Here is a 16,670-nt window from a genome sequence, read left to right as displayed (position 1 = left end):
CTTGACATGGTGGTTTGGGGTGCTGTGTGGTCATGAATATGAACAGCCAGTTATGCGGGTTACACTGACTTCATGAATTCGTTGTGCCTGATCCACCTTTCAAGCACTTCCTCAACCGGGCCCTCATCGGCCACGAATTTTATACCGGCATCCTCAATCCCGACCTTACCCCTGAGGCCGGCCTGGACAGCTATTACAACATCACAGTCTCTGATGGCATCAAGGGCTTTCATCCACTGATGTTTTCCGGTTTCAGAGATTTCAACGGTCCGGATCTCCAGAAGTCTTGGTTTACCCTCAGTGTATTCATACACAAGGAACTGGGAGGCCCTCCCGAAATGGAGGTCAACCTCCTCCCCACTGGAGGAGGCCAGTGCTATCCTCATCTTAAGAACCGCCATTTATCCTTTTTATGAGCTCAGCCACGTTTTCTCCGAAACGTCTTATGGTCTCAATTCCCTCACTGTCATTTTCAACCTCGCCGGGGGCCCATCCAAATACCATGTTCCAGTAGGTTGAACCCGGTACTATCATGTCGTTTATGAAGTAGAACATCAGGAGCTCCTGTATGGTCGCGGTGTGGCCTCCGCGCCTTGCAACCGCAATGGGGCCACCGACCTTCCAGCTCAGGAATCCGTCTGAGGCCCTTGAAACCATCCCGATCCGCTGCAGCGCCGCCATCAGGTCGCCTCTGGCGGTTCCAAAGTAGACAGGGGTTGCAACTATGAAGCCCTCGGAGTCACGTATCCTGTCGATTATATCGTTGAGGCCGTCATCTATCCTGCAGCGGTGCTTCTTCGCACAGCTCAGACAGGCCCTGCAGGATTCGATTTTCATTCCACGGAGTGATATTATATCTGTTTCAACACCATGGCCCTCTATAGCATCCCTGCAGTGCTCAAGGACCATCATGGTGTTGCTCTTCTTTCTCGGGCTTGCAGATATCATTAAAACCTTCATATAACTCCTCCTCATGATTATTAACGTCGGCACCTCTGAGTGCATGCTGGCATGGACATGATTGCTCTGTTTTGAGGTCCCTGATTGCAGCATCAATGATGTCTATGAGATCATTCTTCTTCTCATCCATAATCTCGAAGACCTCATCTATGGTGAGCTTGCTGGGTGAAATGGACGCCGCATAGTTGGATACGAGGCATATGCTTGCATAGCACATCTCAAGCTCCCTTGCAAGGACGGCCTCTGGCAGTCCTGTCATGCCAACCACGGTGCCCCCAAGGGTCTGGAACATCCTTATCTCTGCAGGTGTTTCAAACCTGGGGCCCTCGGTGCACACGTACACCCCCCCATCAACCACACCTGATGATCCGCTGAGGGCGGAACGTATATTCCTGCAGTAGGGCTCTGTCATGTCTACATGCACTGTTTTCTCATCATAGAAGGTTGATGGACGGGACCTCGTGAAGTCGAGGAAGTCATGGGGCACAACAAAGTCCCCGGGCCCTATGGACCTTTTAAGAGACCCAACAGCATTTGTTGCTATTATCTGTCTGACCCCCAGCTCTTTGAGGGCCCATATGTTCGCCCGGTAGTTTACCATGTGCGGGGGTTTGTCATGGCCCGGTGAGTGCCTTGGTATGAAGGCGACCCTCCGCCCGTGGAGTTTGAATACGGATATTTCAGGGGTTTTGCCGTAGGGGGTGATGAGGGACTCCCTTCTCTCCAGCCTCCCGTATTCAGCCATCTCATATATGCCGGTACCTCCAATGATCCCTATCATTGCTTCACCCCGGCTATCCCTTGGCAACGCCGAGGGGGAGCATCCTCGCCACAAGGCGGGATATTCCTGTTTCATGGGCGGTTCTAACAACGACGTCCACGTCCTTGTAGGCCCCGGGGGCCTCCTCTGCAACCACAGGCATGGAGGTGGCCCTGACATAGATGCCCTCACTTTCAAGTTTCCTCTGGACCTCCTCGCCGCGGTAGGTCTTCTTGGCACCTGCACGGCTCATCTTACGCCCGGCGCCGTGGGCGGTTGAACCGAAGGTCTCCTCCATGGCAACCTCTGTTCCGTGGAGCAGGTAGGATGATGTTCCCATTGTCCCCGGTATTATCACCGGTTGACCGATTTTCCGGTACTCCTGAGGTATCTCATCCCTTCCCGGTCCAAAGGCCCTTGTAGCCCCCTTCCTGTGGACGAATACCTCTGTTTCACGACCCTTTATGGTGTGGACCTCCTTCTTGGCTATGTTGTGGGCCACGTCATAGACGATTTCCATCTCCATGTCCTCTGCAGTCATACCGAAGACGGCCTCAAAGGATTCCCTGACCCAGTGGACTATCATCTGACGGTTGGCCCAGGCATAATTTGCAGCTGCTGCCATGGCCTGGAAGTAATCCAGGGCCTCATCCGAGTCCACAGGGGCGCATGCAAGCTGCCTGTCAGGTATGTTTATCTTGTACCTCCTGTATGCCTTGTCCATGAGCCTGAGGTAATCTGAGCAGACCTGGTGGCCGCAGCCACGTGAACCTGAGTGTATCATGACGGCGACCTTTCCGGGGCTCACACCGTAGACCCTGGCTGCTTCCTCATCGAGGATCTCATCAACCATCTGGACCTCGAGGAAGTGGTTACCTGAGCCAAGGGATCCGAGCTGGGGTATGCCCCTTTTCTTGGCCTTTTCACTGACCTTTTCTGAGCTGGCCTCCTCCATTTTACCGTTTTCTTCAAGGCGCCTGAGGTCCTGGTCCCAGCCGTATCCGTTTTCAACGGCCCATTCAGCCCCGTTTTCAAGCACCTCATCGATCTCCCCGGGTTTCAGGCGTATCTTCCCCTTACTCCCAACACCGGAGGGGACATTGGTGAAGAGCGTGTTTATGAGCTCCTTTATCTTTGGCCTGACATCCTCATGGTCAAGGTTTGTCCTGACCATCCTCACACCACAGTTTATATCGAATCCAACACCTCCAGGGCTTATAACTCCTGTTCGGGCGCTGAAGGCACCCACACCTCCAATGCTGAAGCCGTAACCGAAGTGAATATCTGGCAGTCCAATGGAGAACTTCTGGATACCCGGGAGGCAGGCAACGTTGGCCACCTGATCGATGGCACCCTTCTCAAGGTCCTTGAGGGCCTCCTCCCTCAGGAAGATCCTCCCGGGCACCCTCATCCCCTTCTTGTATGATGTTGGAACTTCCCATACGGATTCTCTCACCTTAACCAGTTCTTCATGTATACTCATGCAAACCATCCTCCATCATTTCTTCTCATCAGTTAGAGGTCCAGAATTACTCTCGCCTTTATCAGCCCATCTTCATCCAGGATTTCCATCATATGGAATGTCACGGCCTTCACCTCGTCACGCCGCTCATGGCTTTCCTTTATCTCTTCACCCATGGCGGTGCCGGTGAGGTGGAGGCCATCATCTTTCTCATCTATCTTAACTTTGAATTTACTGAATAAAATAAATTCAGTGTCATGTATGAAGAGCAGTTCATCCAGCCAGTCATAGAGAAGCGAAACCCTATCCTCTGATGTGATTTCAACTCTCCTCTCCTCAGCAGCCTCAACCAGTGAGGTGTCGGTCATAACCTCGAACATTGCAAGGGCTGCGTTCTCAAAGACCTCCTCGAGGTCATGTCCATAGGCCCAGAATCCAGCATCTGCAGTGACATCAAAGAATTCAAACCCTTTCATGGTCTCCCTCCCGGTGTGCAGCAGGTGACATTGATCATAAACTTAAGATGCACATACACTGAGTTATTGAGGGGGCTTCTCTATCCCCGGTATGTGCTTTACTCTTTACTTTTCAGGTGCTCTCTATCTCTTTTCTTAAATAATCTCCACATGAACATGGTAGTGGAGTGGATTATTATGCACAGTCTGAGGAAATCAAACAGTATATGGAGACGTCTCGGGCACCTTGCCGTTGTGGTGGATGTGAGGTCATGTTTAATCATCTCAATGGTTCTCATGGCCCTCCTGTGGGGCGTTATCAGCGTCGCAGCGGGAGGCAACTCAAATTATCCTGCGGGTATCTGAATCAGAAGCCAGGGCACCTTCTGAGGTCCTCCCTGCTGAAACGTGGAATCAAAATCCGGGAGTTACCACGAACACCCTTACCGGTGAGCCTTGTGTCAATCAACCTTAAAAATTCCAGTTTCTCAATGATTCTGTTGAAGGATGAGTAGCTTGAACCTGTGCTCTCCCTGAAGAGCTCGTAGAGGGCCCCGGCTGTCATATCCTCGCCGGCGTCTGCAAGTATCCTCAGAAACTCCCTCTCATTTTCGTTCAGGGTTCGCACCGTGTGTATGAGATTCACGGGTCCTGTGCTCTTCAGGGCCCTTTCAAGGTGCTCCTCTCCTATCACCGGCGATGCATCCGCCTCTGCAAGGTTTCCACAGACCCTCAGGAGGTCTATACCGTAGCGGAGATCCCCGGTATCCATTGTATGGTCAGTTATCCTCTCAAGGAGCTCATCGGAAATGACACCCGGGTAGAATCCGACCCTGACACGATCCCTGAGTATGTTGAACACCTCCTCACGGGTGTAGGGAGGGAATACGATCTCCTGGGGTATGAATATGGAGTCAACATTTTTATCAAGGGCGTACCTGAACTCGATGTCTGAGAGAACAGCGAATACCCCGGTCCTCACACCCTCAAATACTTCATGGGCCCTAAGTATATCGTAGAGTACCTTGTTCGCATTTTTACTGTAGAAGAGGTGGTTTATGTCATCAAGGGCAACCACCAGGGCCCTCTTCTCGCTGGCAAGGTGCTGCATTATGGTCTGATATATCCTTGAGAACGGCACTCCGGTTTCAGGGGGCTGGTGCCCGAATATCTTGCTGTAGATCTGTGAAAAGATCCCGAATCTTGTGGTGTGGAGCTGACAGTTTATGTAGCAGCATACAACGCCCTCTGATGTTGATTCAACCATTTCAAATATCTTCTTGATGGCGGTTGTCTTACCTGTTGCACAGGACCCCAGTATAACCGCATTGACGGGCCTCCCATTCCTCAGGGCGGGCCTTATACACACTGCAAGGGCCTCCATCTGGGACTCCCTGTACCTGTAGTTCTCAGGAACATAGTCGGGGTCAAAGGCGTTCATGTTCCTGAAGAGGGTCTCATCATGCAGGAGTATATCCCTTATATCGCGCCTCTTATCGCCTTTCATGGTCCTTCACGTTCATTTTATTGAATTCACCATCTCTCTATCCTGACATCCCCGTTCCTCTCAAGCCAGTCTATTAGTCTGCTGGCGTACTCTAGTTTGAGCCTTTTAACGGGATCGGCCGGTCCAAGCTCAGAGTCCATATCAGGCCTTGAGTACCTTGTCACAACCTCACCGAAGTCCATGCCTGCCAGCACTATACGACCGGCGCCGAGGGCTGCGGCAAGGAAAACAGCGCGGTCACCATCTGTGAATCCACCAAAATTGTGGAGACAGCCATGGGGGATGCTCTGGGTTGTCCCGATGATGTTCTGGAGGAGTGGGAGGTACCTCCTGAGGGCAGGGAGGTTGTTTCCATGGGCGTGGACCACCACCACCGCCCCCTGCCGGTTTGCCTCGATTATATCCTCCATCTTACCATCGAGGTCAGTTACTATTATATCAGGCAGCACATCCTCCTCGAGGAGTGCAGTGGTGGCACCATCTGCCGAGATGACTGTCATGGGCTCATCAAGGGCCCTGAACCTTTTGAGGTGGGATCTGAGTGATGGTCCAGCCCCGAATACAATGAAGTCACTGGATGGGACATCAATGTCATCAACCCGCAGGCATCCGTGTTCCCTGAGGAAGGCGTCGAGGTATGATGCTGACTCCTCATCAGCCCTCCTGTCAAATCCAAAGTCATCAAGTATACGTGTGTACCATCTGAGCCATACCTGGACTTCCATGGGATAACTTTATCCACATTTATATATCATTCTTTGGGTTTTCTCCTGGTGGGAGCTGGAGCTCAGGAGCCTGGTTCAGGTCCCTGAAGCCGCGATCCATCAGTTAATCACCTCTTCAGGGCCCCATGGCTGGCTGAATTTTCAGGTCGGATTTACTGATGGCTGGCCGGGGCTCATGTAAATCTTTTTAAATGGACAGATTAAAAATAGATACAGGTTATGAAATCCACTTTAATCTGGAGGTTTTTTGGAAATGGATGAAACACTGCTTATGATCCCCGGGCCGACGAGGGTGGCCCAGAGAGTCCTTAAGGCAATGTCAGAGAACATTGTTAACCACAGGAGCGCCCTCTTTGGCAGGATCCTGACTGAAACGACTGAGATGATGTCCGATGTTTTCAGGACCAGCAATAAGTCTTACCTACTGACGGGTTCAGGGACAGCTGCAATGGAAGCCGCAGTTGCAAACATTATAGAACCCGGCGATAAGATCCTGAATGTTGTTGGGGGTAAATTTGGTCAGAGGTTCGCCCAGATAGTGGAGGCCTTTGGAGGCGAATCCATCACCATAGACGTGGAGTGGGGTAAGGCCGTTAACCCCGATGACATTGGATACACCCTAGAGGAGAATGATGATATAAAGGCAGTCACAGTAGTCCACAATGAGACATCAACAGGTGTTGCTAACCCCATCAGGGAGATAGGGAAGATAATGGACGACTACGACGCCCTCTACATAGTTGACACGGTTTCATCCCTGGGAGGGGATGAGGTCGATGTTGATGCCTACGGCATAGACATCTGTGTTACAGGTTCCCAGAAGTGCCTTGCAGCACCCCCGGGCATGGCAGCCATAACCCTCAGCAACGACGCCTGGAGGGTCATTGAAGCTGTGGATAATCCCAGGACATACTACCTGAACCTCAAGAAGTACAGGAAGAGCGGTGACGCGGAGCCACCTGAGACACCATACACCCCTGCAGTTTCACTCATATACGCAATGCATGAGGCCCTCAAGGTTATAATGGAGGAGGGACTCAGCAACAGGATAAAGAGGCACAAGATAGCTGCAGAGGCCACAAGGAATGCGGTGAAGGCCCTCGACCTTGAACTGTTCCCTGATGAAGCAGTTTCATCAACAACGGTCACGGCTGTTAATCTCCCGGAGGGAGTTACAGATGGTGAACTGAGGGGGACAATGAGGAACAAGTACCATGTTGAGCTTGCAGGGGGACAGGATCACCTCAAGGGAAGGATATTCCGTATCGGTCACATGGGTAACATAACCCACAGGGAACTTATAACAACATTTTCAGCCCTTGAGATGACCCTCAGGGAGCTCGGATTTGAGGTTGAAATGGGAGAGGCTGTTGCAGCAGTTGCAGACACCTACCTCCCTGAGGACCTCTAAATATCTATTTTTTCGCGGATTTCTCCTTTTTCTGGCGGACCCTAAAACATTCTCCACCCGGAATCACCATGGCCCCTGTTCGTTGACGAAGAGCTCTACGTGTTCAGGGGTCCTCCGGGAGCCTAATGCAGTGAGGGACCTCAGAAGATCATTTTCAGACCCTTAAGAGGATTAGAATTCTTTAGCACATATCCCCAGGCCCTCACCATGCAAGGGGATCAGGGCCTGACCCCGGGAAGTGGTATGTCCTCCCCTTCAACCATGAACTCCAGGAGGCGGGGTTCACCTGACTCAAGGGCCCTCTCCACGGCACCTGAGACATCTTCCACCCTGAGGATCCTCTCCGCACCTATACCGTAGGCATCTGCAAGTCTAATGAAATCAGGGTTCTTCAGTTCAACAGAGTAACTGGTGCCGTAGTTCATCTCCTGCCACTGCCTTATAACATCGAGCTTCTGGTTGTTCAGGATGCACATGGTGATGGGCAGCTCCAGCTCAGCAACGGTGCCAAGTTCCTGGATAGTCATCTGAAATCCGCCGTCACCCGCTATCATGATGACATCCCTGGATGGGTCTGCAAGCTTTGCACCGATGGCCGCCGGGAGACCGTAACCCATGGGCCCGAAGCCACCGGAGAATATGAGGGACCTCTCACGGAGAACCCGCCGGTGGAGGGTCACCCAGGTGGTGTGGCTACCGGCATCGTTGACTATGGTGGCATCGGGGGCTGCATCAAGGATACCCCTCACAGCAGCTGATGTTACAAATGCACCCCCATCGGGAGGCGGTAACTCACTGATGGGCGGGTTATCCCTCCGGTAGGCTGCAAGTTCCTTAAACCACCCCTCCGGTCCTTTTAATTCAGGCAGTTCCCTCAGGAAATCCCCCACATCCATTTCCAGCACAACATCGCCCCTCAGTACAGAGGGGTCAGTGTTGACGTGTATTACCCGGGGATTTCCTGTGGCTGCCAGGGTCCTCTCTGAGAGCCTCGCCCCGAGGACCAGGAGAACGTCGCAGTTCCCTGCAGCATGGTTAGCTGCCGGGGTCCCCCGGGTACCGGTCATTCCCAGGCAGAGTGGATGGTCCTCGGGTATAACACCCCTTGCACTGTAGGTGGTCACCACCGGGATCCTGACATTCTCTATGAATTCCCTGAACTCCCCAACGGCATTCCCCCAGATTACACCACCACCTGCAAGTATAAGGGGCCTTCTCGCGGATCTCAGGATTTCCAGCGCTCTGCTCATGTCTGGAAGCTCCCTAAACACTTCAGATGGCCCCACAGGGGGGCATGCATCCTCTTCAAGGACGTCCCTTGGCAGGTTTATGTGTATGACACCGGTAAGCCCCCTCCTGAGGGAGCTTATGGAGTCAGCCAGCATCATGGAGGCCTCATCACCACTCCCCGGGGTCATGCTCATCCTTGTAAGGGGCCTGAAAACCGCCTCAAGGTCAACCTCCTGGAACCTGCCCGGGCCCCCACCACGTGGCAGGTCACCGGTCATGGCAATTAGGGGTACGGAATCTGTGCTGGCTGCAGCCACACCCATCACAAGATTAAGGGCGCCAGGTCCTCCGGTGGCAACACAGACCCCCGGTCCTCCAGAGGCCCTGGCGTAGCCATCTGCGGCGTGGACGGCTCCCTGTTCGTGTCTCATGAGAACATGTTCAAGCCCGGATTTTCTGAGGGCCTCATAGAGTGGCAGTATCTGTTCACCCGGGTGCCCGAAGATATGGGTGAAACCAGCTTCCTCCAGGATCCCTGCAAGGACCTCCGCACACATCTTCATGCACCCATCTATATTCTGCCAACTATTTAAATCATGAATTAAAAAAATATTAACAGAAGGGGGTTGTTTATGAGAGGACAGCTTGATGCTCTGCTCAAGGAGGAAAGGGTTTTTAATCCAGACGAGGAACTTGCAGAAAACAGCAATATAAGGGCCTGGATGGACGCCCGGGGTATTGGGGGTTATGATGAGCTCCTTGAGAGGGCCAGCTCTGACCCTGAGTGGTTCTGGGATGAGATGGCATCTGAACTCGAATGGTTCAGACCCTACACCAGGGTCCTTGAATGGGAACCACCCCATGCCCGCTGGTTCACAGGCGGGAAATTCAACATCACATACAGTGCCCTTGACAGGCATGTTATGGGTCCTGAGAGAAACAGGGTGGCATACATATGGGAGGGTGAGGATGGTAGCATCCGGAAGCTCACCTACTATGACCTCTACAGGGAGGTTAACCGCATAGCCAATGCCCTTAAGGATATGGGTGTCTCAAGGGGGGACCGCGTCAGCATATACCTCCCCATGATACCGGAACTCCCCATAGCCATGCTCGCCTGTGCACGTATAGGTGCAGTCCACAGTGTAGTGTTCAGCGGCTTCTGGGCCAAGGCCTTCAGGGAGAGGGCTGCAGATGCAGGGGCAAAGGTTGCGATCACTGCAGACGCATTCTACCGCAGGGGTAAGGTAATAAAACTCAAGGAAACCCTTGATATGGTTGCAGATGAGATCCCCTCCCTTGAGAGGGTCATAGTGGCGGACCGCATGGGGGAGGATGTCAGCATGGTGGATGGGAGGGATATCTACTGGAGCGAGGCTGTTGAGGGCATGGACGATGAATGTCCCTGCCAGGAGCTTGACCCTGAGGATCCCCTCTTCATACTCTACACCTCCGGCACGACGGGTAAACCAAAGGGTGTTGTGCACACCCATGGGGGCTACGCCGTGGGTGTGAGCTCCACCTACAGGTTCGTCTTCGATGTTAAGGACCAGGACATATGGTGGTGTCTGGCTGACATAGGATGGATAACAGGTCACAGCTACATAGTCTACGCCCCCCTCATTGAGGGTGCAACCTCTGTCATCTATGAGGGTGCACCTGACCACCCGGATCCCGGAAGGATATGGAGCATGGTTGAGAGGTACGGTGTCAGCATCCTCTACACAGCACCCACGACGGTGAGGCTCTTCATGAAATATGGGGACAAGTGGCCTGAGAAGTATGACCTCAGAACACTCAGAATACTGGGGTCCGTTGGGGAACCCATAAACCCCGAGGCCTGGATGTGGTACTACCGGACCGTTGGTGGTGGCAGATGCCCCATTATGGATACCTGGTGGCAGACAGAGACCGGGATGCACATAATAACACCCCTCCCTGTGACACCCCTGAAGCCGGGTTCCGCAGGAAAACCATTCCCCACGGTGATAGCCGACGTTGTGGATGATGAGGGGAGGAGTCTGCGTGGAAGCGGAGGCCACCTTGTGATAAAAACACCGTGGCCTGCAATGTTCAGGACACTCTTCAGGGAGCCTGAGAGGTATGTGGATGCCTACTGGAGCACATTTCCGGGCATCTACCTCAGCGGTGATGTTGCAAGGATAGATGAGGATGGTTACTTCTGGATCCAGGGCAGGGAGGATGATGTCCTCAATGTTGCAGGGCACAGGATAAGCACCGCAGAGGTTGAATCAGCCCTTGTGAGCCATCCTGATGTTGTTGAGGCTGCGGTGGTTGGAAAACCTGACATCCTCAGGGGAGAGGAGATAGCGGCCTTCGTTACTCTGAGGGATAAAGTGGAGCCCACACCCCGCCTCAAGGGTGTTCTGCGTGAACATGTGCGGAGGGAGATAGGTCCCATTGCAAGTCCCAGTTACATAGAGTTCGTTGAGGACCTTCCAAAGACAAGGTCAGGTAAGATAATGAGGAGAGTGATAAAGGCCATTGTGAGGGGTGAGGATGTGGGTGATGTCAGCACCCTCTCAAACCCGGAATCAGTGAGTATGCTGGAGGACAGGGTCCGTACATTCTGATGATGTCATCAGACAATTCTTTTTTATCGGAGAATCAGTACGGGTTTTCATGCCAGGCATACCGTTGCCAGCATGCCATTTTTGCCAATGGGAGAATCAGTTTTATTGGTTTTCATGCAGGTTTTATTTTTCATCCTCGCCGCTTTCAGTTCATCTGAGGTCTGTATTTTTTGGAGAGCTTATGATGTCGGCCTGGAAGTTTTTTCGTGGCATTGCTGACTGGGAGGGCTGTCCATGAACTTTCACTCTGACCACTCAGTAAAAACTGACCTCAGAGCCTATCTGGTTTTAGCGTACAATCAGAATCTTCATTAAACCACAATGGAACTTATATACTAATTATTAAATTCATAGCACGTTAAAAAATCTTAAAATTAAATTTAAATTGATTAAATAACCTATATGCTCAATCAGAGCCCATTCGTCCAGTCGTTTATGAGCCATTTTTTCAGCCTCTCATTATAATAACCTGATGTTATTTTAAGCTTCTTTAAGGATTAGAGGTTTTAATATCAACTTAATAATTTTTTATCCTGTCAAAATTCTTTTTAGATTACTTTAAATAGTTTAAATCTCTTATTTCCGGATTTTAAGGCCTTCTGTTAAGTCGTCTATCCATATAAATGGAGTGCATTATCAGGGATCGACAAATTTATATGTCTGAAAGGAGAAATTTCAGAGCGATAGAGGCCAAATAAAGAAAAAATCCGCCCTGTTAAAATCAGACCAAAATGGGATTGAAATGTTCACGGCCAAAAAATAAACTTCTGGTCTTATGACCGTTAAAATCAGACCAAAATGGGATTGAAATGATTTAAACCTGGTTGAGGTTGAGGTCTGCATATTGTGTTAAAATCAGACCAAAATGGGATTGAAATCTTAGTCTACTATGACCTAAATTTTGAGATAATGTAAGTTAAAATCAGACCAAAATGGGATTGAAATGCGACAGCATTCTTCATCTTCACAGCGAAGCTAGGTTAAAATCAGACCAAAATGGGATTGAAATTTTACAATTCTTACTAAAAATCTGTATTTTCATGACATTTGTTAAAATCAGACCAAAATGGGATTGAAATTAGTCTAATCCTATGCGCTCCTCTGCATCTGCTTGTTAAAATCAGACCAAAATGGGATTGAAATTTAAAGTACATCGCAGAGTAACCATCCTTAGATGTCCGTTAAAATCAGACCAAAATGGGATTGAAATCTGCTTCGCAGCGAGATCCTTCAGGGTTGGGAAGACGATAGAGTTAAAATCAGACCAAAATGGGATTGAAATCACACAAAGAAAAAAAGAAGAGGTGAAACAGATGACAGTTAAAATCAGACCAAAATGGGATTGAAATTTTTTATGGGTTGATATATATGATAATACAGAAAAAGTTAAAATCAGACCAAAATGGGATTGAAATAATATTTCACAAATTTCTAATTTGTTGTTTTCATATGGTTAAAATCAGACCAAAATGGGATTGAAATATTAAGAATAAGTATTTAACGATAACGGCCGATATGTTAAAATCAGACCAAAATGGGATTGAAATAGGCGTGCTGGGCGTGGGCGTGGTCCTCTCTGCTGAGTTAAAATCAGACCAAAATGGGATTGAAATTAAATCATTTTCAATATTCATTAGGACTCTTTCCGTTAAAATCAGACCAAAATGGGATTGAAATAAATAAAAAAAATGGTTGCAGAAACAAACAGTAGGGTTAAAATCAGACCAAAATGGGATTGAAATGAACATGAGGGCTGTGATCCTCATCCTCATAATACTCGTTAAAATCAGACCAAAATGGGATTGAAATTTGTTATAGGTCTTTTTGACAGTGGCGCATAGTTATGTTAAAATCAGACCAAAATGGGATTGAAATGATTTATCACGGTTTTTGAACATATTATAGAATTTATGGTTAAAATCAGACCAAAATGGGATTGAAATATAAATGTACACATCTGTTCATTAATGTACATTAGTTAAAATCAGACCAAAATGGGATTGAAATAAATGCTATTTCATACATGTCTTCAAAATCCATTAGGTTAAAATCAGACCAAAATGGGATTGAAATCGATATCGCAGACCATATTCCTATATTCATCATCGGGTTAAAATCAGACCAAAATGGGATTGAAATGGTTGGTTGGGTTGGGTTGATATTGGGTTTGAGATTGTTAAAATCAGACCAAAATGGGATTGAAATTGGTACTACTGTTTTTAAAAAAGTATTACACAATAATGTTAAAATCAGACCAAAATGGGATTGAAATGGAAGGATGGGAAAAAACAACAGAGAGGATCTTCCTCGTTAAAATCAGACCAAAATGGGATTGAAATCTTTTTGGGAAAATAAACGTTTTAAGACCGTTTTAAGTTAAAATCAGACCAAAATGGGATTGAAATTTTAATATCGTCAAGACGGTCATTTACGACCGTCTCAAGTTAAAATCAGACCAAAATGGGATTGAAATAAATAAGCAATATTCATAAAGTTCATAAAAATTTTGAGTTAAAATCAGACCAAAATGGGATTGAAATGGGGAAGATTGGGGGGTTCTTGACTGTGAAGTCCTTGTTAAAATCAGACCAAAATGGGATTGAAATGAGGATGAAGACAGGGACACCCATCTCCACTATCCTCGTTAAAATCAGACCAAAATGGGATTGAAATTGTTTTTGTATCGATTATGAACGCGTCATTACAGGGTTAAAATCAGACCAAAATGGGATTGAAATGCAGCAGACCTCAAAGAGCAGTGTGAGGGTCTTCCTGGGTTAAAATCAGACCAAAATGGGATTGAAATAGGACGGTTTCACGGCTCTTGAGGTAGTCCCTGTAATCGTTAAAATCAGACCAAAATGGGATTGAAATCTCGATGTTGTCCTCTAGTGTCTCATCCTCTATGGAGGTTAAAATCAGACCAAAATGGGATTGAAATCTTTTAGCTCTCATCATCCGTTGCAAGAGCGTAACATTGTTAAAATCAGACCAAAATGGGATTGAAATTTGGAGTTTTCAGCGTGCTTATTTCCCTCATATGTTAAAATCAGACCAAAATGGGATTGAAATTTTAAAGTGTTAAGTCTCGATAGACGATACATGATAGTTAAAATCAGACCAAAATGGGATTGAAATTCTCCAAATACTCCAGTAGCATCCCAATCCTTGCATAGTTAAAATCAGACCAAAATGGGATTGAAATCCGAGTAAGCCGTGGGAGAGTGTGGAAAGTCCTGTCAAAGTTAAAATCAGACCAAAATGGGATTGAAATAAATGTTGCATCACTCCAATATAGTTATGTTCATCGAGTTAAAATCAGACCAAAATGGGATTGAAATAATTAAGAGATTAAATAGAGGGAAAGAAAGGATCGCGTTAAAATCAGACCAAAATGGGATTGAAATCGCGGTGGGGCGCTTCGGGGCTCAGCTGATAGGGAAGTTAAAATCAGACCAAAATGGGATTGAAATTTTGCAGGTTCAGGGGCTACTATAATGGCTGCGTTAAAATCAGACCAAAATGGGATTGAAATCATTAGGGAGAGGTCCATGGTGGCGGTGTTGATTATGGTTAAAATCAGACCAAAATGGGATTGAAATTCTTTTTTCCCGATCTTCTTCACGTCCCTCATCCCCGTTAAAATCAGACCAAAATGGGATTGAAATTATGCTACGCGATAGAAAAGGAATTCGAACAGATAGGTTAAAATCAGACCAAAATGGGATTGAAATGAGGATCTGGACTTTATTCCCTCTCTCTCCTCTGATTGTGTTAAAATCAGACCAAAATGGGATTGAAATGAGACTCCTCCCCTCCTCTGACGCGGCGAAAATCGTGTTAAAATCAGACCAAAATGGGATTGAAATATGAAGTCAACGTAGACGGCACAACCGCCTAGTTAAAATCAGACCAAAATGGGATTGAAATACGATTGCAGTGTGAGATCGCAGTTGTATGCAGTTGTGTTAAAATCAGACCAAAATGGGATTGAAATTTTCTGGTTTGGCTGGTTTTCTGCGGCTGGTTGTGGTTAAAATCAGACCAAAATGGGATTGAAATTGTTTTGGATCATGGTAGGCGGATTCCGAGAGCCTAGTTAAAATCAGACCAAAATGGGATTGAAATTTCTTTTTAAGATATCGGCGGCCTACGTGGATGTGTAGGTTAAAATCAGACCAAAATGGGATTGAAATAGGGGCATGTCATATGCGGTGAAGGCCCTCCCAGCGCGTTAAAATCAGACCAAAATGGGATTGAAATCTATCTATCCTTATTTCTCTCTTTTTCTTTCTCTTTGTGTTAAAATCAGACCAAAATGGGATTGAAATTGTTTTCTTGTTTTCTTGGTTGTGTGTGCTTGTTTTGTTAAAATCAGACCAAAATGGGATTGAAATAGTCTCTTTAAGTCTCTTCTCATGATCCAGGCGTGGTTAAAATCAGACCAAAATGGGATTGAAATATACCCAAGAAACAATACCCAAGGTTAAAATCAGACCAAAATGGGATTGAAATGAATTATATGACGAGTTAAGGGAGGATGCCAGGAGGGTTAAAATCAGACCAAAATGGGATTGAAATGTGTCTGGGTCATTCAATTGTCACCCCCCCCTTCTTCAGTTAAAATCAGACCAAAATGGGATTGAAATTACGTCGTCCTGGCCTTAATCCAGTAGCGTAGGTTAAAATCAGACCAAAATGGGATTGAAATATTGGGTCTGGCTCTGACTGTAGCTCCCACTGGCCCTGGTTAAAATCAGACCAAAATGGGATTGAAATGGGGGTCGATCCTCACGGTGTACTGTGTGCCCCTGGAGTTAAAATCAGACCAAAATGGGATTGAAATATTTCATCTTTATTTATCTTCATAGCACCCCCCTCCAGTTAAAATCAGACCAAAATGGGATTGAAATCTTTTAGGCTCTGTAGGGCTGGTTTAAATTCATGAGAGTTAAAATCAGACCAAAATGGGATTGAAATGCGAGTAAAGACCTGTACGCATACTCATCAAAAGCGTGTTAAAATCAGACCAAAATGGGATTGAAATTCTTCGAGTTTATCAAGTACAATGATAATGTTATACTCGTTAAAATCAGACCAAAATGGGATTGAAATTATAGATGGTTAGATGTATATAATACATTAGGTTATCGTTAAAATCAGACCAAAATGGGATTGAAATTCTCAGCGATGGATAAGGAGATAATACAGGATAGCGGGTTAAAATCAGACCAAAATGGGATTGAAATTATTCAGGCTCAGGGTAAATCATATAACTTATTTCTACCCTGTGAGTTAAAATCAGACCAAAATGGGATTGAAATGGAGATTAAGCCTGAATTCACAGTTCTTCACCCTCCAGTTAAAATCAGACCAAAATGGGATTGAAATGCTCTTCGGATTCAACATAGCCTGGACACCGAAGAGGGTTAAAATCAGACCAAAATGGGATTGAAATAGATTCATTCACAGTGAGAATTCGGGCGGGGCTTTAAAGTTAAAATCAGACCAAAATGGGATTGAAATTTATATTTTTTTGTTTCTTTTTTCTTATTGGGGTTGGGTT

The 16,670-nt window shown here is 47.4% G+C and carries 11 protein-coding genes and 1 CRISPR repeat array (1 of these 12 only partly in view); of the genes, 3 read left to right on the top strand and 8 right to left on the bottom strand.

What is annotated here, in order from left to right; translation table 11 throughout:
* Positions 1–59: 59 nt before the first annotated feature.
* Genes C7452_RS06540 through C7452_RS06520 form a run of 5 tightly spaced genes read right to left on the bottom strand, consistent with a single transcriptional unit; the run spans position 60 to position 3,658 of the window.
* The gene (locus C7452_RS06540) at positions 60–386 is read right to left on the bottom strand and encodes a NifB/NifX family molybdenum-iron cluster-binding protein (RefSeq protein ID WP_170130319.1); all 327 of its coding nucleotides are present in this window, start codon (positions 384–386) and stop codon (positions 60–62) included.
* A 1-nt stretch (position 387) separates the two neighbouring features.
* Positions 388–960 (bottom strand): flavodoxin family protein, encoded by a 573-nt coding sequence (locus C7452_RS06535; protein WP_211305661.1) that lies wholly within the window; start codon positions 958–960, stop codon positions 388–390.
* On the bottom strand, positions 899–1,741 hold the full coding sequence (gene mtnP / locus C7452_RS06530; protein WP_115892631.1) for an S-methyl-5'-thioadenosine phosphorylase: 843 nt from the start codon (positions 1,739–1,741) through the stop codon (positions 899–901). Before mtnP ends, C7452_RS06535 begins: the two co-directional genes overlap by 62 nt.
* A 13-nt stretch (positions 1,742–1,754) precedes the next feature.
* On the bottom strand, positions 1,755–3,203 hold the full coding sequence (locus tag C7452_RS06525; RefSeq protein ID WP_115892630.1) for an RtcB family protein: 1,449 nt from the start codon (positions 3,201–3,203) through the stop codon (positions 1,755–1,757).
* 32 nt (positions 3,204–3,235) lie between these two features.
* Positions 3,236–3,658 carry an archease gene (locus C7452_RS06520; RefSeq protein ID WP_048176116.1) on the bottom strand — a complete coding sequence of 141 codons (423 nt, stop codon included), beginning with the start codon at positions 3,656–3,658 and terminating at the stop codon, positions 3,236–3,238.
* A gap of 177 nt (positions 3,659–3,835) precedes the next feature.
* Here C7452_RS06520 and C7452_RS09090 point away from each other — a divergent pair, with 177 nt between their 5' ends.
* On the top strand, positions 3,836–4,003 hold the full coding sequence (locus C7452_RS09090; RefSeq protein ID WP_158296338.1) for a hypothetical protein: 168 nt from the start codon (positions 3,836–3,838) through the stop codon (positions 4,001–4,003).
* Between the two features lies 1 nt (position 4,004).
* Here the strand turns inward: C7452_RS09090 and cdc6-2 are convergent, their stop codons facing one another.
* Positions 4,005–5,144 carry an ORC1-type DNA replication protein Cdc6-2 gene (gene cdc6-2 / locus C7452_RS06515; RefSeq protein WP_010877207.1) on the bottom strand — a complete coding sequence of 380 codons (1,140 nt, stop codon included), beginning with the start codon at positions 5,142–5,144 and terminating at the stop codon, positions 4,005–4,007.
* Between the two features lie 26 nt (positions 5,145–5,170).
* Positions 5,171–5,869 (bottom strand): 6-hydroxymethylpterin diphosphokinase MptE-like protein, encoded by a 699-nt coding sequence (locus tag C7452_RS06510; RefSeq protein WP_010877208.1) that lies wholly within the window; start codon positions 5,867–5,869, stop codon positions 5,171–5,173.
* Positions 5,870–6,122: 253 nt separating this feature from the next.
* On the opposite strand from C7452_RS06510, the gene C7452_RS06505 reads away from it, so the two are divergent.
* Positions 6,123–7,280: a pyridoxal-phosphate-dependent aminotransferase family protein gene (locus tag C7452_RS06505; RefSeq protein WP_048176684.1), complete on the top strand. Its 1,158-nt coding sequence runs from the start codon at positions 6,123–6,125 to the stop codon at positions 7,278–7,280.
* 218 nt (positions 7,281–7,498) lie between these two features.
* Here C7452_RS06505 and C7452_RS06500 read toward each other — a convergent pair whose 3' ends face one another.
* Positions 7,499–9,073 (bottom strand): thiamine pyrophosphate-binding protein, encoded by a 1,575-nt coding sequence (locus C7452_RS06500; protein ID WP_115892629.1) that lies wholly within the window; start codon positions 9,071–9,073, stop codon positions 7,499–7,501.
* Positions 9,074–9,142: 69 nt separating this feature from the next.
* Between C7452_RS06500 and acs the strand changes: the two genes are divergently transcribed.
* Positions 9,143–11,104, top strand: a complete 1,962-nt coding sequence (acs, locus tag C7452_RS06495; RefSeq protein WP_115892628.1) for an acetate--CoA ligase — start codon at positions 9,143–9,145, stop codon at positions 11,102–11,104.
* Positions 11,105–11,818: 714 nt separating this feature from the next.
* Positions 11,819–16,670: a CRISPR direct-repeat array (repeat unit 30 nt; unit sequence GTTAAAATCAGACCAAAATGGGATTGAAAT); it runs 2,238 nt beyond the window's last position.

The sequence above is a fragment of the Methanothermobacter defluvii genome, from assembly GCF_003385755.1.
Classification (GTDB): domain Archaea; phylum Methanobacteriota; class Methanobacteria; order Methanobacteriales; family Methanothermobacteraceae; genus Methanothermobacter; species Methanothermobacter thermautotrophicus.
This window is presented reverse-complemented; position numbering and strand designations above follow the sequence as displayed.